This is a genomic window from Pseudomonas sp. ES3-33 (assembly GCF_000952175.1).
In the GTDB taxonomy this organism is placed as follows: domain Bacteria; phylum Pseudomonadota; class Gammaproteobacteria; order Pseudomonadales; family Pseudomonadaceae; genus Aquipseudomonas; species Aquipseudomonas gregormendelii.
In genome coordinates this window covers 92,360-111,743 of record NZ_JZRI01000078.1, presented here as the reverse complement: position 1 = coordinate 111,743, position 19,384 = coordinate 92,360, and the positions used below count along the sequence as shown (strand labels likewise).

Genomic DNA, 19,384 nt, shown 5'->3' with positions numbered 1-19,384 from the left:
CTCAGCAGTGAAACGATGCATCGCCGATGGTAGTGTGGGGTTTCCCCATGTGAGAGTAGGTCATCGTCAAGATTAAATTCCGAAACCCCTATCTGCGTATGCAGGTAGGGGTTTTGTTTTTGTCCGCGAGAAAATTCCCGCATCAACACCGGGCCGCTCCCGGCTGCCACAGTCTGCCGACAATGCTAAGGTTCGCCCTGGCGTTTGTATTTTTCCAAGGAAGCCTTTATGCCGGACGCGACGTCCCTCAGTGCTGGTTTTATGGTGGTTCACGGCAACCGCCTGGACGAGTTGCGCAGCCTGGTAGTGAGCTGGATGCGGCGGTACCCGCTGGCCCCCCTGGAAAACGAAATCGCCCTGGTCCAGAGCAACGGCATTGCCCAATGGCTCAAGCTGGCACTGGCAGAAGACCCTGAAGACGACGATACGGGCGGCTGCGGAATTGCCGCTGCCATAGACGTGCAGCTGCCCGGCAGTTTCATGTGGCAGCTGTATCGCATGGTCCTTGGTCGCGAGGAAATTCCGGTCAAATCCTTGCTCGATAAAGCGCCCTTGACCTGGCGCCTGATGCGCCTGCTGCCGCAGGTGATCGATCAGCCTCACTTCGAGCCCCTGCAACGCTTCCTCACCAACGACACCGACTTGCGCAAGCGTTATCAGCTGTCCGAACGCCTGGCCGACCTGTTTGACCAATACCAGGTCTACCGCGCCGACTGGCTTGAAGACTGGGCGGAAGGTCGACACCAGTTACGCAATGGACGCGGCGAAGCCACGCCGCTGACGCCGGCCAACGCCTGGCAAGCGGAGTTGTGGCGCGCACTGTTGCTGGATGTGGGTGAGCAGGGCATGGCGCAAAGCCGTGCGGGCGTGCACCAACGGTTTATCGAGCGCATCAATAGCCTGGACGAAGCGCCTGCGGGGCTGCCTTCGCGGGTGATCGTATTCGGGATTTCCTCGCTGCCTGCCCAGGCCCTGGAAGCGCTGGCCGGGTTGGCCCGTTTCAGCCAGGTCCTGCTGTGCGTGCACAACCCATGTCGTCACCATTGGGCAGACATCGTCGCCGATAAAGACCTGTTACGGCACCAATACAAGCGTCAGGCGCGCAAGAACGGAATGCCCGTTGTACTCGACCCGCAAACGCTCCATCAGCATGCGCATCCATTGCTGGCGGCATGGGGTAAGCAAGGTCGTGACTACATCAACCTGCTCGACAGCTACGACGATCCCAACAGCTATCGCTCGGCGTTTCGCGACGGTCGCATCGACCTGTTCAGCGACAGCACGCCGCTGAACATGCTCAATCAACTGCAGGACGACATCCTCGAACTGCGCCCCCTGGGTGAAACCCGCGAGCTCTGGCCGGCTGTTGATCTTGAGCATGATCAGTCGATCCGTTTTCACATCGCCCACAGCGCCCAGCGGGAAGTGGAAATTCTCCACGACCAGTTGCTCGCGCGCTTCAGTGCTAATCCTGATCTGAGACCCCGTGACGTCATCGTCATGGTGCCGGACATCGACAGCTATGCCCCGCATATTCGCGCAGTATTCGGCCAGCTGGAGCACAGGGACCAGCGCTTCATACCGTTCACACTCGCCGATCAGGGCCAACGCGGTCGCGATCCATTGCTGATCGCCGTCGAGCATTTGCTGAAACTGCCTGACAGTCGTTTCCCCGTCAGCGAGATCCTCGATCTGCTGGACGTTCCTGCATTGCGGTCGCGATTCGGAGTTGAGGAGCGGGACCTGCCGACCCTGCATCGCTGGATCGAAGGTGCGGGCATCCGCTGGGGCATGGATGCCGAGCAGCGCGCCAGTCTCGGCTTGCCCGCCGAGCTTGAGCAAAACAGCTGGCGTTTCGGCCTGCGCAGGATGTTGCTCGGTTACGCGGTAGGCAGCTCTGGTGCCTACGGCGGCATCGAGCCCTATGACGAGATCGGCGGCCTGGATGCCGCGCTGATCGGGCCGCTGGTAGCGCTGCTCGATGCGCTGGACATTGCTCACCATGAACTGGCCTCTCCTGCAGCTCCCGGGCAATGGGGCATGCGCCTGCAAGCGTTGATCCAGTTGTTTTTCCAGGCCAGCAACGAACACGACGACTACTTGCTCGCCCAGCTGGAAGAGTTGCGCGAAACCTGGCTGGAGACCTGTGAGTCGGTTGGGCTGCATGACCAGTTGCCCCTGACCGTGGTTCGCGAAGCCTGGCTCGCGGGCCTCGATCAGGGGCGTTTATCCCAGCGGTTCCTGGCCGGGGCAGTCAACTTCTGCACCTTGATGCCCATGCGGGCCATCCCGTTCAAACTGGTGTGCCTGCTGGGCATGAACGACGGCGACTACCCTCGCGCGCAACCGCCGCTGGACTTCGACCTGATGGGCAGCGACTACCGCCCCGGCGATCGATCCCGGCGCGAAGACGACCGTTATCTCCTGCTCGAAGCCCTGCTCTCTGCCCGTGATCAGCTTTATATCAGCTGGGTAGGCCGTAGCATTCGCGACAACAGCGAACGTCCGGCCTCGGTACTGATCGGCCAGCTTCGCGATCACCTGGCCAGCGGTTGGCACTCGGCCGATGAGTCCCAGGACCTGCTTGAAGCCATGACCCAGGAACACCCGCTACAGCCTTTCAGCGCCCGCTATTTCCATGAGGGCGATGGGCTGTTCAGCTATGCCAGCGAATGGCAGACCCTCCATCAAGCCAGTGCCGTGGATGCCGCGTTCGAGACCCTTGAACCCTACGTCCAGGAAGAGCCATTGAGCCTGGGGCAACTTCAGGATTTCCTGCGCAATCCGGTGCGCCACTTCTTCAGCCAACGCTTGAAGATATTCTTTGAAGCGGCCGAAGCCCCCCTGGCCAATGAAGAGCCTTTTGTCCTCGATGCCCTGCAACGCTACAGCCTCAGCGACAGTTTGCTGGAGGCGGCACTGGGGCAACCCGATTTCGTGGATCAGACACTGGCTGCACACGCCATCCGCCTGCAGAACAGTGGCCTGCTGCCCATGGCCGGCTTTGGCGAATACCTGCAACGGGAACTGATCGAACCGCTGCCGGACCTGCTGCAGCGTTATCAACAACTGCTGACGTTGTGGCCGACCCCGCTCGCCAGCGCGTTGCCGTTGAACCTGGAGTCCCAAGGCCTGCGCCTGGAGGGCTGGCTAAGCGGCCTGCATCAGCGTGCCGATGGCGGCTTGTTGTCGGTGACAACTATCCCCAACAGCATTGGTGCGATCAAGGCGCGTAAATGGCATCGGCTCACGCGCCCCTGGGTCAACCATCTGGTGGCTTGCGCCAGCGGTTGGCCAATGACCACCGCGCTGGTGGCCAGTGACGACAGTCTGCTGCTGGCCCCAATGGAGCAGGCACAGGCTTTGGGCATTCTGGGCGATCTGCTGCTGGCCTGGAAAACCGGCATGTGCCAGCCGCTGCCGATTGCCGTGAAAACGGCCTTTGCCTGGCTGGGTCAGACCGACCCGCTGAAGGCCGAAGCCGCCGCTCGCAAAGCCTATGAAGGCGATGGCCTGACCACTGACGGCGAACGGCGTGAAAGTGCTGCGCTGGCCCGGCAGTTCAAGGACTACGACGCGCTCACGGCGGATGAATCATTCCCCGGGTGGTGCGATGCATTGTATCGACCGCTGCTGCAAGCTCCCTGGCGTTCGTTGAACAGCGAGGACTCGCGCGCATGACCGACAAGACGCCACTGGCCCTGGCTTTTCCGCTTCGCGGCAGCCAGCTGATCGAAGCCAGCGCCGGCACCGGCAAGACTTTTACCATCTCCGCATTGTATGTGCGCCTGGTCCTGGGCCACGGTGGCGAGTCCACCGGTTTCGGCCGTGAACTGCTGCCGCCGCAGATCCTCGTCGTGACCTTCACCGACGCGGCGACCAAGGAGCTGCGCGAACGCATCCGCACGCGCCTGGCTGAAGCGGCGCGCTTTTTCCGCGATGAAATAACTGCACCAGACGCCCTGATCGCCGACCTGCGTGATCAATACCCGGGGGAACAGTGGGCCGGATGTGCCAACCGCCTGGACATCGCGGCGCAGTGGATGGACGAAGCCGCTGTCTCGACCATCCACAGCTGGTGCCAGCGCATGTTGCGCGAGCACGCGTTCGACAGTGGCAGCCTGTTTACCCAGAGCCTGGAAACTGACCACAGCGACTTGCTGGGTGAAGTCCTGCGCGATTACTGGCGGTTGTTCTGCTACCCCATGCAAGGCGATGCACTGAGCTGGGTGCGTGGAAACTGGGGGGGGCCGGCGGCGTTGTTGCCGCGTGTGCGTGGGCTGTTCGCCAGTGAGCGTGGCACCACTGCCGGCAAAGATCCTGCGCAACTGATTACCGAATGCCTGCAGGAACGCCGGGCGGCATTGCTTGAGCTGAAGATGCCCTGGACTCAATGGGCACAGGAGCTGCTCGCCATCTGCCACCAGGGCGTCGCAAGCAAGAGCGTCGACGGGCGCAAGATGCAGGCGCGTTATTTCGAACCCTGGTTTGAAAAGATCCAGGCCTGGGCCGCGGACGAATCGCTGGAGCAACTGGACATCGGCACCGGCTTCACCCGCCTGACCCCGGACGGCATGGCCGAAGCCTGGAAGGGCGAAGTGCCAAGTCACCCGGGGCTGGATGCGATGCCGGGGCTGAAGGCCAGTCTGGATAACCTGCCGACTCCCGATGCGGCCGTGCTGCAACACGCGGCCCAATGGGTGGGTACCCGGTTCGAAGAAGAGAAGCGGCGCCGTGCCGAGATGGGCTTCGATGACATGCTGCTGCGCCTCGATGCCGCCCTGCAAGCCGAAGGTGGCGAGCGCCTCGCCACGCTGATTCGCGAACAGTTTCCGGTGGCCTTGATCGACGAGTTCCAGGACACCGACCCGGTGCAGTACCGGATTTTCGAAACCATCTATCGCATCGAAGACAACAACCCCGACTGCGGCCTGTTCCTGATCGGCGACCCCAAGCAGGCGATCTACGCCTTCCGTGGCGCCGATATTCATACTTATCTGCGGGCGCGCCAGGCCACCACTGGCCGGCTGCATACCCTGGGGACCAACTTCCGCTCCAGCCATGGCATGGTCGAGGCGGTCAATCATGTGTTCGAACGTGCCGAGAGGCGTGAACTGGGGCGCGGCGCGTTCCTGTTCCGTGAACGCAACGGCGAAAATCCCGTGCCATTTCTGCCGGTCCAATCCCAGGGCCGCAAGGAAGTGCTGCAGATACAGGGCAGCCCGGTGCCGGCCCTGAACATCTGGCACCTGCCTGGCGAGCAACCGCTGTCGGGCGCGGTCTACCGCAAACAATTGGCCGCCGCCTGCGCCAGTGAAATCACCGCGCTGCTCAACAGCGGGCAACAGCGCCAGTCAGGATTCCATCAGGACGGCAAGGATTTCAGAGGCCTGCTGCCGGCGGATATCGCCATCCTGGTGCGCGACGGCAAGGAAGCCCAGGCCGTACGCGCCGAGCTGTCGGCCCGTGGCGTTCGCAGTGTCTACCTGTCAGACAAGGACTCAGTGTTCGCCGCGCAGGAGGCCCATGACCTGCTGTCCTGGCTCAAGGCCTGCGCCGAGCCGGATGTCGAGCGGCCGTTGCGCGCTGCATTGGCCTGCATCACGTTGAACCTGTCTCTGGTCGAACTTGAACGGCTCAATCAGGATGAGCTGGCATGGGAAGCGCGGGTCATGCAGTTCCGCAGCTACCGTGAGCTCTGGCGCAAGCAGGGCGTCTTGCCGATGCTGCGACGCCTGCTGCACGACTTCAAGTTGCCGCAGACATTGATCGCCCGCAGCGATGGCGAACGAATTCTCACCAATCTTTTGCACCTGTCCGAACTGCTGCAGCAGGCTGCCGCTGAACTCGATGGCGAGCAGGCGCTGATTCGGCACCTGTCCGAGCACCTGGCGCTATCCGGCCAGGCGGGGGAAGAGCAGATACTGCGTCTGGAGAGCGACGAGCAACTGGTCAAGGTCGTGACCATTCACAAGTCCAAGGGCCTGGAATATCCCCTGGTGTTCCTGCCGTTCATTTGCTCGGCCAAGCCGGTGGACGGCAGTCGGCTGCCGTTGCACTACCACGATGCCAACGGCAAGGCGCAGATGAGCCTGAAGCCGACGGCCGAATTGATCGCACTGGCTGATCACGAGCGCCTGGCCGAGGACTTGCGCTTGCTGTATGTCGCCCTGACCCGGGCGCAGCACGCCTGCTGGCTTGGTGTCACGGATCTCAAGCGAGGCAATCACAACAGCTCGGTGCTGCATCTGTCGGCACTGGGTTATCTATTGGGTGGCGGTGCCATGCTGGCGGAATCTGCCGGTTTAAAACGCTGGCTGGAAGACCTTCAGCAAGATTGCCCGGCCCTGCGTTATTGCGAAGTCCCGCTTGCTAACGCCGAGCACTACCAGCCACCGCAGAACGACGCGCGCCTGCTCGCGCCGCTGATGCCCAAACGCCGTGCCAGTGAAAACTGGTGGATCGCCTCCTACAGCGCCTTGCGTATCGGCGACAGCTTGAGTATCGGCAGCGACGAAGCACCGGAAAACCCTCAGGCACAGAAACTGTTCGACGACGAACGCCTCGACCCCAATGCTCCGCGTGAAGTGGCGGCCGGCGGCGCGGACATCCATCGATTCCCTCGCGGCCCAGGCCCCGGCACCTTTCTCCATGGGCTGCTGGAATGGGCCGGTGGTGAAGGCTTTTGCGCCAACCCACAAGCGGTTGAAGACGCCATTGCGCGTCGCTGTAATCGGCGCGGCTGGGAAGGCTGGATTACCACCTTGAGCGACTGGCTGCAGCACTTGCTCAAATCGCCCCTGCACCTGGGGGCAGGGCAGGCCCCGGTCGTGTTCGAGCACCTGACCCAGTACCGGGTCGAGATGGAATTCTGGTTCGCCAGCCACAAGGTGGACGTGCTGAAACTCGATGAGCTGGTGCGCCAATACACCCACAACGGTGTCGCGCGGGTTGCGGCAGAACCGGTATTGCTTAACGGCATGTTCAAGGGTTTCATCGACCTGACGTTCGAACACGAAGGTCGGTATTACGTGGCTGATTACAAATCCAACTGGCTGGGTGTCGATGACTCGGCGTATACCGGGCAAGCGATGGAGCAATCGATCCTCGACAACCGCTATGACCTGCAGTACGTGCTGTACCTGCTGGCCCTGCATCGCCAGCTAAAAGCGCGTTTGGCCGATTACGACTATGACCGTCACGTGGGCGGTGCGTTGTACCTGTTCCTGCGCGGCACCCGTGCAGCCAGCCAGGGGGTTTATTTCGCCCGTCCGCCAAGGGAGTTGATCGAACACCTTGATCGCCTGTTCCAGGGCAAGCCGCAGCCCAAGGCCGAACCCGCCTGGGAACAGGGAGAACTGCTATGAGTCGCACCTTCGCCGATTTGCTGCCCACCTCACTGGCGGCTGAAAGCCTGGCCGACCTCGCACCCTTGAGCCGCGCCGAAGACTTGCTGCTGTTGCTCACGCGCTGGGTCGAGCGCGGCTGGTTGCGTGCATTGGACAAGGCGTTCGTGGCCTTCCTGCATGAGCTGGCGCCCGATGACGATCCCCTGGTATTGCTGGCGGCCGCGCTGACCAGCCACCAGCTGGGTCACGGGCATGTGTGCCTGGATCTGTACGAGACTCTCAAGGAACCGGATTTTGCCCTGTCCCTGCCACCCGAAGGCGATGTGCAAGGCGGCTCGATGGTGTTGCCTTCGCAATTGCTCGAGGCGCTGGATGGCGCTCACTGGTGCAAGGCGCTCGCGGTCAGCCCCTTGGTCGCATTGGCGGCCGACGGACGCGAGAATGCTCAGCAAAGGCCTTTGGTGCTGTCGGGTAAACGCCTGTATCTGCGGCGCTACTGGGCGTACGAACGACGCATCGACCTGTCATTGCGCCAGCGCCTGGCTGAGCACGAAGTGACCCCTGCGGATTTGAGCCAGCGCCTCACCGGCCTGTTCGGTCCCGCCAGGCCGGGTGAAGTGATCGACTGGCAAAAACTCGCCTGCGCCCTGGCGACCCGCAGTGCATTCAGTATCGTCACCGGAGGTCCCGGGACCGGTAAGACCACCACCGTCGTGCGTTTGCTGGCGTTGCTCCAGGCGCCCGCAGTGGAGGCTGGCCAGCCGCTGCGCATCCGTCTTGCGGCACCCACGGGCAAGGCGGCGGCGCGCTTGACCGAGTCCATCAGCCAGCAGGTCAGGACGCTGGAAGTCAGCGAAGCGGTCCGGGCGAAAATTCCTTCGGACGTCACCACGGTTCACCGCCTGCTCGGCAGCCGGCCCGGGACGCGGCACTTCCGGCATCACGCGGGCAATCGCCTGCCACTTGATGTGCTGGTGGTGGATGAAGCGTCGATGATCGACCTGGAGATGATGGCCAATCTGCTCGATGCCCTGCCAGCCCATGCGCGACTGGTGCTGCTGGGTGACAAGGATCAGCTGGCGTCGGTTGAAGCGGGCGCCGTGCTGGGCGATCTGTGCCGTGACGCGGAAGCCGGCTGGTACAGCCCGCAGACTCGCCAGTGGCTGGAGCAGGTCAGTGGCGAAAGCCTGGCAAACAGCGACCTGCACGAGGATACCCAAGGCGTTCACCCGCTGGCGCAACAAGTGGTGATGCTGCGCCATTCTCGCCGCTTCGGGGAGGGCAGCGGCATTGGTCAGCTGGCTCGCCGGGTCAATCAGCAGCAGCCTGAAGAGGCGCGCAAACTGCTGGCCACCCGCAGCCACGACGACGTGTTCAGCCTGTCGCTCAAGGGCGAACAGGACCGGGCGCTGGAGCGTTTGCTGCTTGAAGGTCACGGCGATGGGCCGCAGGGTTATCGGCATTACCTCGGCCTGCTGCGCCAGCAGCGCCCGGCGCCTGGCCGAGCCCTTGAAGATCCTTGCTGGGCCGACTGGGCTCGCCAGGTGCTGCAGGCGTTCGACGCCTTCCAGTTGCTCTGCGCCGTACGCAAGGGCCCCTGGGGCGTGGAAGGCCTGAATCAGCGAGTGACCGCCGCGCTGCTCAAGGCCCGATTGATCGATAACGATCAGCAGTGGTACGAAGGACGCCCGGTATTGATGACGCGTAACGACTACGGTCTGGGGCTGATGAACGGTGACATCGGCATCGCGCTCAAGCTACCGGAACGCGAGGGGCCTGAAGCCGGAAAGCAGGTGTTGCGCGTGGCATTCCCGCGCAACGATGGTCAAGGTGGTGTGCGTTTTGTACTGCCGAGCCGGCTCAATGACGTCGAAACCGTGTACGCGATGACGGTGCACAAATCCCAGGGCTCAGAGTTTGCCCACACCGCACTGATCCTCCCGGACGCCCTCAACCCGGTCCTCACCAAGGAGCTGATCTACACCGGAATCACCCGGGCAAAAAACTGGTTCACCCTGATAGAACCCCGGGCCGGCGTCTTCGAAGAGGCCGTGCGGCGCAAGGTCAAGCGCCTGAGTGGGCTGATGCTTGAACTGGATGAGGCCCCCGGCCAGTAACGCAAACTGGCCGACTTGCCGGCCGCACCGAGAACCGCCGTGTGTCGATGTGGTATCCGCCGGCTAATCGGCGAACAGCATCTCGCGGCTTTCACCCATCAACAGGCCCTGATTCTGCTCGGTCACCCCGCGGATGTAGTCCCATAGCAGGGTGATCCGCTTGAGCTTGCGCAGGTCCTCGCGGCAGTACATCCAGAACTGTCGCGTGATGTTGATCTCTGCCGGCAACACCGGCAGCAGCCTTGGATCCTGCGCCGCCAGGAAGCATGGCAAAATCGCTAGCGAGCGCCCTTGCTGCGCCGCCACGAACTGCGCGATGACGCTGGTGCTGCGCAGGTTGGCGCTGGCGCTGGGCAGTACGTTGGCCAGGTACAGCAGCTCCGAGCTGAACGCCAGGTCATCCACATAACTGATGAACGCATGCTTGGCCAGGTCGCTGGGACGGCGGATGGGCGGGTGCTGGTCGAGGTAGTCCTGGGTCGCGTACAGCTGCAAGCGGTAGTCGCACAATTTGCAGCACACGTACGGGCCATGCTCCGGGCGCTCCAGGGCGATGACGATGTCGGCCTCGCGCTTGGACAGGCTGATGAAGTGCGGCAGCGGCAGGATATCCACCGAGATCGCCGGGTAGGCGTCGACGAAATGGCTCAGCTGCGGGGTGATGAAAAAGCTGCCGAACCCTTCGGTGCAGCCCATGCGCACATGCCCGGATAACGCCACCCCGGAGCCAGACACCTGCTCGCAGGCCATGTGCAGGGTGCTCTCGATCGATTCGGCATAACCCAGCAGTCGTTGGCCTTCGGCCGTCAGCACAAAACCGCTGGTGCGGGATTTTTCGAACAACAGTGTGCCCAGCGCCGTTTCCAGCGAACTGATGCGCCGCGACACCGTGGTGTAGTCCACTGCCAGGCGCTTGGCGGCGGTGCTGGCCTTGCGGGTGCGGGCGACTTCGAGGAAAAACTTGAGGTCATCCCAATTCAGCGAGCCTAGAGACGTGATGTTTTTTTGCATGATGGACCGGCTTTTATGTGCGTTCTTATTAGAAGTTTGCACATCTATACTCCAAAAACCGTCCGACAACCAATTCGCGACACACGCCTCATCTCAAGGCGACTTTCTCGCCTTGGCTCCCTGATAACAACAAGTCCAGGAGACCCAACATGAACGCATCGCTCACGCCCAACGAAACCACCGTGCAGAAGGTCAAGCTGTTGATCGACGGCGAGTGGGTCGAGTCGCAATCCACCGAGTGGCACGACATCGTCAACCCGGCGACTCAGCAAGTGCTCGCCAAGGTTCCGTTTGCCACCGCCTCGGAAGTCGACGCAGCCATTGCCGCTGCCCATCGCGCCTTCCAGACCTGGAAGCTGACGCCGATCGGCGCGCGCATGCGCATCATGCTCAAGCTCCAGGCATTGATTCGCGAGCACTCCAAGCGCATTGCCGTGGTGCTGAGCAACGAGCAGGGCAAAACCATTGCCGATGCTGAAGGCGATATTTTCCGTGGCCTGGAAGTGGTCGAGCATGCCTGTTCCATCGGCACCCTGCAGATGGGCGAGTTTGCCGAGAACGTCGCCAGCGGCGTCGACACCTACACCCTGCGCCAGCCGATCGGCGTGTGCGCCGGTATCACTCCGTTCAACTTCCCGGCGATGATTCCGCTGTGGATGTTCCCGATGGCCATTGCCTGCGGCAATACCTTCGTGTTGAAACCTTCCGAACAGGATCCGCTGTCGACCCTGCTGCTGGTGGAGCTGGCGATCGAAGCGGGCGTTCCGGCGGGCGTGCTCAACGTGGTGCACGGCGGCAAGGATGTGGTGGATGCGCTCTGCACCCACAAGGACATCAAGGCGGTGTCCTTCGTCGGGTCGACTGCGGTCGGCACTCACGTGTACGACCTGGCGGGCAAACATGGCAAGCGCGTGCAGTCGATGATGGGCGCGAAGAACCATGCCGTGGTGCTGCCGGACGCCAACCGCGAACAGGCGTTGAATGCGCTGGTCGGTGCCGGTTTCGGCGCAGCGGGTCAACGCTGCATGGCCACGTCTGTGGTGGTGCTGGTGGGCGCGGCCAAGCAATGGCTGCCTGATTTGAAAGCACTGGCGCAGAAACTCAAGGTCAATGCCGGCAGTGAGCCGGGTACCGACGTTGGGCCGGTGATTTCGAAACGCGCCAAGGCGCGCATCCTCGACCTGATCGAAAGCGGCATCAAGGAAGGTGCGAAGCTGGAGCTGGACGGGCGCGACATCAGTGTGGCCGGCTACGAGCAGGGCAACTTCGTCGGCCCAACCCTGTTTTCCGGGGTGACCACCGACATGCAGATCTACACCCAGGAAATCTTCGGCCCGGTGCTGGTGGTGCTGGAGGTCAATACGCTGGACGAGGCCATCGCCCTGGTCAACGCCAACCCCTTTGGCAACGGCACTGGCCTGTTCACCCAGAGCGGTGCGGCGGCACGTAAATTCCAGAATGAAATCGACGTCGGCCAGGTTGGCATCAACATCCCGATCCCGGTGCCGGTCCCGTTCTTCAGCTTTACCGGCTCGCGCGGTTCCAAGCTTGGCGATCTCGGCCCGTATGGCAAGCAAGTGGTGCAGTTCTACACTCAGACCAAGACGGTCACCAGTCGCTGGTTTGATGACAACAGCGTCAACGACGGTGTGAACACCACCATCAACTTGCGCTAAGGAGTGGTCCATGAAAATCGCATTTATCGGTCTGGGCAACATGGGCGCGCCGATGGCACGCAACCTGATCAAGGCCGGTCATGACCTCAAGCTGGTCGACCTGAACACCATCGTGCTGGCGGAGCTGGAGCAACTGGGCGGCAGCATCAGCGCCTCCGCCCGTGAGGCGGCCCAAGGTGCGGAGCTGGTGATTACCATGCTGCCGGCCGCCGTGCATGTGCGCAGTGTGTGGCTGGGTGAAAACGGCGTGCTCGCGGGGATTGGCGAAGGCGTTCCGGCAGTGGATTGCAGCACCATTGACCCACAGACGGCGCGTGAAGTAGCAAGCGCTGCTGCCAAACAAGGCGTGGCCATGGCCGATGCGCCGGTGTCTGGCGGTACGGGCGGCGCAGCTGCCGGCACCCTGACATTCATGGTCGGTGCCACGCCCGAGCTGTTTGCCACGCTGCAACCGGTACTGGCGCAGATGGGCCGCAATATCGTGCATTGCGGCGAAGTCGGCACCGGGCAGATCGCCAAGATCTGCAACAACCTGCTGCTGGGAATTTCCATGGTCGGCGTCAGCGAAGCCATGGCCCTGGGTGATGCCCTGGGCATCGACACCGGCGTGCTGGCCGGGATCATCAACAGCTCCACCGGGCGCTGCTGGAGTTCGGAGATGTACAACCCGTGGCCGGGCATCGTCGAGACCGCTCCGGCGTCGCGCGGCTATACCGGCGGCTTCGGTGCCGAACTGATGCTCAAGGACTTGGGGCTGGCGACTGAGGCGGCCCGTCAGGCGCACCAGCCTGTGGTGCTGGGCGCCGTGGCGCAGCAGTTGTATCAGGCAATGAGCCTGCGCGGGGAGGGTGGCCAAGACTTCTCGGCGATCATCAACAGCTATCGCAAACCCCAGTAAAAGCGGGTAATTCGCAAAAGCAAAAGATCGCAGCCTGCGGCAGCTCCTACACGGGAATGCCGCAGGCTGCGATCTTTTCTATGCATCAGGCAAACACAAAGTACTTGCGCACAGTCTCGACCACTTCCCACGTGCCTTTCATCCCTGGCTCAACGACAAAGATATCCCCTGCCCGCAGATGGATCGGCGCCATGCCTTCCGGCGTGATCACGCAGTAGCCTTCCTGGAAATGGCAGTACTCCCACTTCACGTATTCCACATACCATTTGCCCGGCGTGCAGATCCAGGTGCCCATGATCTTGCTGCCGTCTTCGCTGGTGTAGGCGTTGAGATTGACGGTGTGCGGATCGCCTTCGAGTTTTTCCCATTTGCAGGCGTCGAGTACCGGCAGGGGATGGGTGTCGCGAAGAACGGTAATAGGTGCGGTCATGTGGACTCCGGGCAGTGGATGCAAGAACGAAGTCGCACCCTATAGCGCCCGCCCGCTGGCGAGTTGTCTGTGCTCGACATCGGGGTGTCCAGAAACGCGCAGGCGCCTAAAGCGTCTCCAGCGGACAAGCGGCCCGGGCCTGTTCGAGACCCAGTTCAAACTCCACCAGTTGGGCGTGTTGCCGCGCCAGGGCAGCCATCCGCTCGCTGATCTCCTGCTTCTTCGCCGCGATGGCCTGATGGGCCAATGCCCAGGGCACCTGGGTTCCCTGATGGCCGGCGAAAATCGCCTGCAGCTCTTTGAGGCGGAACCCCAGTTGCTGAGCACATTTGATGAAGCCCAGCAGTTCGACGCTCTGCTGGTCGTACACGCGATATTTACCCTGACGCTGGGCCACCGGCAGCAGCCCGATCGCCTCGTAATGGCGGATGCTTTTGATCGTGGTTCCGGAGCGCTGCGCAGCCTGGCCGATGTACATCAATAATTCCCTTTAATGAGTCCCGGGCATTATCGGCGCACTCAGCGACTGGCGATAGCTTCGGCTTGCTGCAACCACCGCTCGCGCTGCGCGTGACTGGAGTCGAGAATCGGGCCGAAGGTCAGCGTCCGGGTGGGCTTGATGCCGCAAAACTCCAGCGTGGTCCTGCGCATTTGATGCAAGCCGGGCATGCGGTAGAACCAGCGGTAGTACCAGGGCGGCGTATCCATGGTCACCAGCAGGTGTGCGCTGCGACCGTGCAGGAGTTTGTCGGGGAAGGCTTTGCCTTTGCGGTATTTGAAGGCGAAACCGGGGAGGAACACCCGGTCGAAAAAGCCCTTGAGCAAGGCTGGGATGCCGCCCCACCAGATCGGAAACACCAGCGTCAGTTGCTCGGCCCACAAGACATCCGCCTGGGCTTGCAGCAGGTCGGCCTCCAGGGGTTGTACCTGCTGGTAGCCTTCACGCAATACGGGGTCGAACGCCAGCTGGCCGAGAAACAATTGGCGCACTTCATGCCCGGCACGCAGGGCTGACTGGGTGTAGCGCTCGGCCACGGCGGCGCAAAAACTGCTGCTCGAAGGGTGACCGAGAATCACCAGAATCCGTTTGCCCATTGTGGCTGTCCTTGAAGAGGAAAACCCAAGGGTAAAGTCTGCCCCTCAGGGGAGAGTCAAGGCATGCAGCAAGGCCTTGGCGTAACCGGGCAGTTGCGCGAAGTCGCGGGCACACAACAGCAGTTGGCGCTGCGCCCAGGCTTCGGCCAGCGCGATGCTGTGCAACGCTGGCGCGCCGGGCCAGCGTGCCACTGCCTCCTGCGGCACGATGGCCAGCCCGGCCCCCCGGGCGACCATGCGCATGGCGCCATCGAAGCCGTCGGCCCTGATGCGAATCTGCAGGCGGGAACCGATATGCAGCGCCTGTTCTTCCAGGTAAATCGCCAGGGCGCTGTTGCTGTTCAGGCCAACGTAGTCGTGCGCCAGGGTGTCGCTGAAGCTCAGGGCGCCGAGCCTGGCCAGGGGGTGGTCGGGCGGCATGATCAATACCAGCGGGTCGTCGCGAAACGGGCGGGTTTGCAGGTCGCTGCTGTCCACGGCATCCGAGACAATGCCCAGATCCGCCGCGCCCTGGCGTAGCGCATGGGTGATGCGCGCACTGGGCAATTCCTGCAGGTCGATGTCCAGGTTGGGATGGCTGAGCAGAAAGTCGGCGAGCAGTTCGGGCAGGTATTCACTCATCGCCGTGGTGTTGCACAGCAACCGGACTTGTCCTTTGACGCCCTGGGCATATTCGGCCAGGTCCTGTTGCAGGCGGTCGGCCTGTTGCAGCAGCAACCGGGCGTGTTGCGCCAAGGCTTTGCCGGCAGCGGTGGGGGTGACTCCGCGTCTGCCGCGCACCAGGAAATCCACTCCCAGGGACGATTCCATCGCCCGGATGCGTGCGCTCGCTGCCGCCAGGGATAAATGACTGCGGATTGCGCCGGCGGTGATGTTGCCGCTGTCGAGGATGTTCAGGTAGAGGCGCAGGTCGGTGAGGTCGAAGTGCATGGTGAGTCCGTAGAGGTTTGTCGTTTGGGCTGCCGCCTTCGCGGGCAAGCCCGCTCCCACAGTGATTGAGGCGCTGCGCAATCTTGAGCACGATACCCGCACCCTGTGGGAGCGGGCTTGCCCGCGAAAGCGCCGGCTGCCACAACCAGGAACCTAGCCTCAGCCACAGCAAGAGGCACCCTCAGTATAAGCCAGCTTTTCAAACCCGCTGCCCAGCACCACGATAGACCCATGGATACTCTGACTGCGTTCTATCAAAACCTCGGCCTCGGCCTGTCAATCCTGGTGGTCGCCACCTTCCTGCTGGCCGGCATGATCAAGGGCGTGATCGGCCTCGGCCTGCCGACTATCGCCATGGGTCTGCTTGGCCTGGCTATGGCGCCAGCGCAGGCTGCCGCGCTGTTGATCATTCCCGCGACCTTGACCAACCTCTGGCAGCTGGCATTCGGCGGGCATTTGCGGCAGTTGGTCAGACGTTTGTGGCCGATGCTCCTGGCCATTTTCCTCGGCACAGGAGCGGGCACGCTGTGGATTGGCATGGCCGGCGGCCACTGGATCGTGCGGGGGTTGGGCGCGGCATTGCTGCTTTACGCCTTGAGCGGGTTGTTCCTGCCCACCCTGCGGGTCGGCAGCCGTGCTGAACGCTGGCTCGCCCCATTGTGCGGCATGCTGACCGGCGTCATCACCTCGGCCACGGGCGTGTTCGTGATTCCGGCAGTGCCCTATCTGCAGGCGCTGGGCTTGAACAGGGACCAGCTGGTGCAGGCACTGGGCCTGTCATTCACCGTCTCGACCCTGGCCCTGGCCGCCGGCCTGTTCTGGCGTGGCGCTCTGGGCGGGGGCGAGCTGGGCGCATCGTTGCTGGCGCTGATCCCGGCGGTGGCGGGCATGTTGCTGGGGCAATGGCTGCGCCAGCGCATCAGCGCCACCTTGTTCAAACGGGTATTTTTCATTGGCCTTGGCGTGCTGGGCGGCCACTTGCTGATCAGCGGCTAGCGGAGGAGGGCCTGAGCATATCGGATCGCAGTCTAAGGCAACAATAGGTGCTGGATTCGTGCTTGTGGGTCAAATGAGTTTTGTCACATCAGGGCTTATTCCGCGCGAGGCGGGCCGATACCCTGCCGCCATCGAATTCAGACCTTCCGAGACCTTTCATGAAAAAAGTCCTGTTGCTCAATGGCGGTAAAAAGTTTGCCCACTCCGAGGGTCGCTACAACACCACTCTGCACGAAACTGCACTGAGCGTTCTCGACCGAGGCGGCATGGACGTGAAAACCACGTTCATCGACGAGGGTTATGACGTCGCTGAAGAAGTGGCCAAATTTCTCTGGGCCGATGTGATCATTTACCAAATGCCCGGCTGGTGGATGGGCGCCCCCTGGACCGTCAAGAAGTACATCGACGAAGTGTTCACTGAAGGCCACGGCAGCCTCTACGCCAGCGACGGCCGCACCCGCTCCGATGCCTCGCAGAAGTACGGCAGCGGCGGCCTGGTGCAGGGCAAGGAATACATGTTGTCGCTGACCTGGAATGCTCCGCAGCAGGCATTCGATGATCCGACGGACTTCTTTGAAGCCAAGGGCGTAGACGCGGTGTACTTCCCGTTCCACAAGGCCAACGAGTTCCTCGGCATGACCAGCCTGCCCACCTTCCTGTGCGTTGACGTCATGAAGCGCCCGAACATTGAAGCCGACATTGCCCGTTATGAGCAGCATCTGAGCGAGGTGTTTGGCCTGTCTGCATAAGGTTTCAGGCTACTATCGGATGCGACGGCCTGAAAGATCGCAGCCTGCGCCAGCTCCTACAGTGGACTGCGAGCGTCGCAGGCTGTGTTCCTGGCGACAGATGCCACGGCGATTGTGAAAAGAGGACACCCTTGAAAGCCAGATCCGATGAACTGCAGATTTTCGTCTGCGTGATTGAATGCGGATCGATCTCCGCTGCGGCCGAGCAGGTGGGGCAAACGCCTTCGGCGGTCAGTCGCACGTTGTCGCGGCTGGAGGCCAAGCTCGAGACCACGTTGATCAACCGCACCACCCGGCGCATGGACCTGACAGAAGAGGGCAAGTATTTCTTCGAGCAGGCCAAGCTGATCCTCGACCAGATGGATCAACTCGAAGAGCGCCTGAGCTCCCGCCAGCAGACGCCGTCCGGGCGCCTGCGGATCAACGCGGCAGCGCCTTTCATGCTGCACGCCATCGTGCCGTATATCGACGAGTTCCGCCGGCTCTACCCGGACATCCAGCTGGAGCTCAACAGCAACGACCTGCTCATCGACCTGCTCGAACAAAGCACTGACATCGCCATCCGCATTGGTACCCTCGCCGACTCGACCCTGCACGCGCGTTCCCTGGGGTGCAGCCCGTTGCACATCGTCGCCAGCCCGGCGTATCTGGAGCGGCACGGGACGCCCACGGCCGTGGCGGACCTGAGCGCCCACAGCTTGCTCGGTTTCACCCAGAACGAGGGCCTCAACCAGTGGCCTTTGCGCTATGAACACGGCGACCGCTGGCCGATCCAGGCCAGCATCAGCGCCTCCAGTGGCGAGACGATTCGCCATCTGGCGCTGGAGGGGCAGGGCATCGCCTGCCTGTCGCACTTCATGACCATCGAGGACATCCGCGCCGGTCGCCTGCAGGTGCTGCTGGAGGATTCAAACAGCGGTTATCGCCAGCCGATCAATGCGGTGTACTACCGCAACTCGCAGCTTGCCCTGCGCATTCAATGCTTCCTCGACTTCATCCAGGGCAAACTGGCAGCGTATGCCAACGCGCAGTTCAACGGCTGATTCGTGACTCCAGCGCAAAAGTGATTTGGGCGCTGCGGCCTGTTTCCCGAGGGCGGGGTGCTCAATACTGGACCCATCACTTATTCACGCAGGGAGTTTCTCCATGAACGTATTCGTCACCGGCGCTGCAGGTTTCATCGGCGGTTCGATCGCCACGGGTCTGGTCCGGGCTGGCCACCAGGTCACCGGCCTGGTTCGCAGCGCAGAGCAGGCCAACGAGCTGAGCGCCCTGGGCATCTCCCCGGTCATCGGTACGCTGGACGACAGCGCCATGCTTGCCGCCCAGGCCCGGGCTGCCGACGCCGTGATCAACGCCGCCAGCAGCGACCACCGCGGCGCGGTGGAGGCCTTGCTTGACGCACTGCGCGGTTCCAACAAGGTGTTTTTGCACACCAGCGGGTCGAGCATCGTCGGCGATGCGTCCGGCGGCAAGGCCAGCGACGTGATCTACTTCGAAGACAACCTGCCGGAGCCGACGGTGGACAAGGCCGCCCGGGTTGCCATCGATGACCTGATCCTGGCAGCGGCGCAGGACGGCGTGAACTCGGCCGTGATCTGCAACACACTGATTTACGGCCACAGCCTGGGCGTCAAGCGCGACAGCGTGCAATTGCCACGCTTGCTCAAACAGGCCCGCAAGAGCGGGGTGGTGCGCCATGTTGGCAGCGGCCGGAACATCTGGTCCAACGTGCATATCGAGGATGTGGTTGCCCTGTACCTGCTGGCGCTGACCCGCAACGTGCCCGGTACTTTCTACTTCGTCGAAAGTGGCGAGGCCTCGTTCATCGACATGACCACGGCCATGGCGGCAGCCTTGAAGCTGGGTGAGCCGCAGGACTGGCCGCTGAAGGATGCCGAAGCCGAGTGGGGCTATGAGATGGCCAACTATGGCCTGGGCTCCAACAGCCGGGTGCGCGGCCAGCATGCGCGGCAACTGCTGGGCTGGGCACCGCAGCGGACTTCGGTGGTTGACTGGATTCGTGACGAGATGGTGTGAGTTTGCGCTAGACCGAGTCATCGTTCATCGCGGGCTTGCCCGCGATGGCGTTTCCGAGTTCCCCAAAGTAGCCTGATCTCCCCCGATTCCGTA

Annotated in this window: 14 protein-coding genes; 9 read left to right on the top strand and 5 right to left on the bottom strand. The window is 62.5% G+C overall.

Translation table 11 applies throughout. The annotated features are described in order from the left end of the window. Positions 1-228: 228 nt before the first annotated feature. The 3 genes from recC to recD are packed head-to-tail and all read left to right on the top strand — an operon-like array spanning position 229 to position 9,466. Entirely contained in the window at positions 229-3,681 is a 3,453-nt protein-coding gene (gene recC, locus UB23_RS14990; protein WP_045060094.1) for an exodeoxyribonuclease V subunit gamma, read from the top strand. Continuing rightward, positions 3,678-7,367 (top strand): exodeoxyribonuclease V subunit beta, encoded by a 3,690-nt coding sequence (gene recB, locus UB23_RS14985; RefSeq protein WP_045060093.1) that lies wholly within the window; start codon positions 3,678-3,680, stop codon positions 7,365-7,367. Before recC ends, recB begins: the two co-directional genes overlap by 4 nt. After that, on the top strand, positions 7,364-9,466 hold the full coding sequence (gene recD, locus UB23_RS14980; RefSeq protein ID WP_045060092.1) for an exodeoxyribonuclease V subunit alpha: 2,103 nt from the start codon (positions 7,364-7,366) through the stop codon (positions 9,464-9,466). Before recB ends, recD begins: the two co-directional genes overlap by 4 nt. 63 nt (positions 9,467-9,529) lie before the next feature. Here recD and UB23_RS14975 read toward each other — a convergent pair whose 3' ends face one another. Further along, positions 9,530-10,477, bottom strand: a complete 948-nt coding sequence (locus UB23_RS14975; RefSeq protein WP_045060091.1) for a LysR family transcriptional regulator — start codon at positions 10,475-10,477, stop codon at positions 9,530-9,532. A gap of 149 nt (positions 10,478-10,626) precedes the next feature. Between UB23_RS14975 and UB23_RS14970 the strand changes: the two genes are divergently transcribed. Then, positions 10,627-12,153: a CoA-acylating methylmalonate-semialdehyde dehydrogenase gene (locus UB23_RS14970; protein WP_045060090.1), complete on the top strand. Its 1,527-nt coding sequence runs from the start codon at positions 10,627-10,629 to the stop codon at positions 12,151-12,153. A 10-nt stretch (positions 12,154-12,163) separates the two neighbouring features. Continuing rightward, positions 12,164-13,051, top strand: a complete 888-nt coding sequence (gene mmsB / locus UB23_RS14965) for a 3-hydroxyisobutyrate dehydrogenase (RefSeq protein ID WP_045060089.1) — start codon at positions 12,164-12,166, stop codon at positions 13,049-13,051. 85 nt (positions 13,052-13,136) lie between these two features. Here mmsB and UB23_RS14960 read toward each other — a convergent pair whose 3' ends face one another. The 4 genes from UB23_RS14960 to UB23_RS14945 all read right to left on the bottom strand — a co-directional run bounded on the left by UB23_RS14960 (position 13,137) and on the right by UB23_RS14945 (position 15,506). Next, positions 13,137-13,481 (bottom strand): cupin domain-containing protein, encoded by a 345-nt coding sequence (locus UB23_RS14960; RefSeq protein WP_028624747.1) that lies wholly within the window; start codon positions 13,479-13,481, stop codon positions 13,137-13,139. A 106-nt stretch (positions 13,482-13,587) separates the two neighbouring features. Next, positions 13,588-13,959, bottom strand: coding sequence for a MerR family transcriptional regulator (locus UB23_RS14955; RefSeq protein ID WP_045060088.1), 372 nt, complete (start codon positions 13,957-13,959; stop codon positions 13,588-13,590). Between the two features lie 41 nt (positions 13,960-14,000). Beyond that, the gene (locus tag UB23_RS14950; protein WP_045060087.1) at positions 14,001-14,576 is read right to left on the bottom strand and encodes an NAD(P)H-dependent oxidoreductase; all 576 of its coding nucleotides are present in this window, start codon (positions 14,574-14,576) and stop codon (positions 14,001-14,003) included. Between the two features lie 45 nt (positions 14,577-14,621). Beyond that, positions 14,622-15,506, bottom strand: coding sequence for a LysR family transcriptional regulator (locus tag UB23_RS14945; protein WP_045060086.1), 885 nt, complete (start codon positions 15,504-15,506; stop codon positions 14,622-14,624). 231 nt (positions 15,507-15,737) lie between these two features. Between UB23_RS14945 and UB23_RS14940 the strand changes: the two genes are divergently transcribed. The 4 genes from UB23_RS14940 (at position 15,738) to UB23_RS14925 (ending at position 19,291) form a co-directional block, all read left to right on the top strand. Then, positions 15,738-16,502 (top strand): sulfite exporter TauE/SafE family protein, encoded by a 765-nt coding sequence (locus tag UB23_RS14940; RefSeq protein WP_045060085.1) that lies wholly within the window; start codon positions 15,738-15,740, stop codon positions 16,500-16,502. 158 nt (positions 16,503-16,660) lie between these two features. Then, on the top strand, positions 16,661-17,251 hold the full coding sequence (locus UB23_RS14935) for an NAD(P)H-dependent oxidoreductase (protein WP_045060084.1): 591 nt from the start codon (positions 16,661-16,663) through the stop codon (positions 17,249-17,251). A 131-nt stretch (positions 17,252-17,382) separates the two neighbouring features. Then, complete coding sequence (locus UB23_RS14930) at positions 17,383-18,294, top strand: LysR family transcriptional regulator (RefSeq protein ID WP_045060083.1); 912 nt, start codon at positions 17,383-17,385, stop codon at positions 18,292-18,294. A gap of 103 nt (positions 18,295-18,397) precedes the next feature. After that, complete coding sequence (locus tag UB23_RS14925; protein WP_045060082.1) at positions 18,398-19,291, top strand: NAD-dependent epimerase/dehydratase family protein; 894 nt, start codon at positions 18,398-18,400, stop codon at positions 19,289-19,291. Positions 19,292-19,384: the final 93 nt, after the last annotated feature.

Bases quoted from the DNA above. Each gene is read 5' to 3' on its own strand.
- recC (WP_045060094.1), top strand. From the start codon at position 229: ATGCCGGACGCGACGTCCCTCAGTGCTGGTTTTATGGTGGTTCACGGC.
- recB (WP_045060093.1), top strand. From the start codon at position 3,678: ATGACCGACAAGACGCCACTGGCCCTGGCTTTTCCGCTTCGCGGCAGC.
- recD (WP_045060092.1), top strand. From the start codon at position 7,364: ATGAGTCGCACCTTCGCCGATTTGCTGCCCACCTCACTGGCGGCTGAA.
- UB23_RS14975 (WP_045060091.1), bottom strand. From the start codon at position 10,477: ATGCAAAAAAACATCACGTCTCTAGGCTCGCTGAATTGGGATGACCTC.
- UB23_RS14970 (WP_045060090.1), top strand. From the start codon at position 10,627: ATGAACGCATCGCTCACGCCCAACGAAACCACCGTGCAGAAGGTCAAG.
- mmsB (WP_045060089.1), top strand. From the start codon at position 12,164: ATGAAAATCGCATTTATCGGTCTGGGCAACATGGGCGCGCCGATGGCA.
- UB23_RS14960 (WP_028624747.1), bottom strand. From the start codon at position 13,481: ATGACCGCACCTATTACCGTTCTTCGCGACACCCATCCCCTGCCGGTA.
- UB23_RS14955 (WP_045060088.1), bottom strand. From the start codon at position 13,959: ATGTACATCGGCCAGGCTGCGCAGCGCTCCGGAACCACGATCAAAAGC.
- UB23_RS14950 (WP_045060087.1), bottom strand. From the start codon at position 14,576: ATGGGCAAACGGATTCTGGTGATTCTCGGTCACCCTTCGAGCAGCAGT.
- UB23_RS14945 (WP_045060086.1), bottom strand. From the start codon at position 15,506: ATGCACTTCGACCTCACCGACCTGCGCCTCTACCTGAACATCCTCGAC.
- UB23_RS14940 (WP_045060085.1), top strand. From the start codon at position 15,738: ATGGATACTCTGACTGCGTTCTATCAAAACCTCGGCCTCGGCCTGTCA.
- UB23_RS14935 (WP_045060084.1), top strand. From the start codon at position 16,661: ATGAAAAAAGTCCTGTTGCTCAATGGCGGTAAAAAGTTTGCCCACTCC.
- UB23_RS14925 (WP_045060082.1), top strand. From the start codon at position 18,398: ATGAACGTATTCGTCACCGGCGCTGCAGGTTTCATCGGCGGTTCGATC.